The sequence below is a fragment of the Phyllobacterium sp. P5_D12 genome (assembly GCF_054049495.1).
Genome location: NZ_JBFUMG010000946.1, coordinates 1 through 1,119, shown reverse-complemented (window position 1 = coordinate 1,119; position 1,119 = coordinate 1). Strand labels below are relative to the sequence as shown.

The 1,119-nt window shown below is 54.4% G+C and carries 1 protein-coding gene and 1 pseudogene; one reads left to right on the top strand and one right to left on the bottom strand.

What is annotated here, in order from left to right:
* A pseudogene (locus tag ACXJ5O_RS27860) lies at window positions 1-529 on the bottom strand (adenylate/guanylate cyclase domain-containing protein); the annotation flags it as partial.
* A gap of 431 nt (window positions 530-960) precedes the next feature.
* Between ACXJ5O_RS27860 and ACXJ5O_RS27855 the strand changes: the two are divergent.
* Window positions 961-1,119, top strand: a 159-nt coding sequence (locus ACXJ5O_RS27855; protein WP_457302738.1) for an NAD(P)-binding domain-containing protein, incomplete at its 3' end; no start/stop codon positions are given.

The window sequence follows — 1,119 nt, the reverse complement described above, 5'->3', positions numbered from 1 at the left end:
CTGCCAGATGGTTCTGCAATCGCAGGAGCGCCGCGATCATGGCATCGCTAAATCCTTCCTTGCTGTCGGTTGACCACGAACCCATCATGCCTTGCGTCGACTGACCGCCAAAAGGCTGCAAGAAAGCGAGATAATCGGTGACGCCTTCCTGTTTTAACTCGTCGAGGACCGGGAATTCGAGTTGTCCATCGACGTCGATGCGTCGCCRCAAATGTTCCAGATTGTTGCTGAGAAGATAGAAGTAGGGGCTCAACAGGAAGCGTTCAGGCTTTCCGGCTGGGTCGTGCCGGTAACCTTCAACACTCATGCCACTCGCACGTTTCCATGTGAATCCCAACGCGTCATAGAGCGGATGCAGCATTGAAAACGAGAGATTGACGCGGGCGATCGGGAGGCCCGCCGCTGCGATACGTTCGCAAAAGCCGCGTACAATTGTTTCCAGATTTTCCCCGGCAAGCGAAGTTTGTGTGAGCCAATCGGCTACCTTGTCGAGAAGTATGCTGGATTCGTCAAATTCGGTCGTGCTCATCCGTTGTCGTCCTTGCAAATGCGAGCCACGTCCACTTTCCCGCACCCAGCCGCTGCTCCTAAGCAAGCGTGATCAATCGCACGAACTTGTCAGAGAACGGGAGGAAGATGAGCGAATCGGATAGTGGTGTCAACGTCGGCGACAGGGGTGATAACACCGCAATCTCACCGGTCCGATACAGCTCAGGCGGGTAGTTCGGTGGGAGGTCCTCTGTCAGTCGTTGTTTCCGTTTTCTCAAATGGGCATGTTGCCCAATCGAAACAATAGCAATTGTCACTTGATCGTGAGCTACGTGTCGACAGACATGTGGCCTGGTTTCTTGAAAAATCTTCGAGACAGTTCGCGACCGTCCACGCTTGACAGCCAACTTCGTAGCGGCCATCTAAAACTGACCCGATAGCCGCAGCGGCGCTTGTACAAGAAAGAACATATTGGCTTCGTCCCCTTTTTCCGACCTCTCCGGTAAAATCTCAACGCGGCAGGCCCACGCCGGTGTCATAGGGCTTGGCTACGTCGGATTGCCGCTTGCGATCACTCTGGCGCGCAGCGGTTTTGCCGTTACCGGTTTCGATATCGATCCGGGTAAGAAA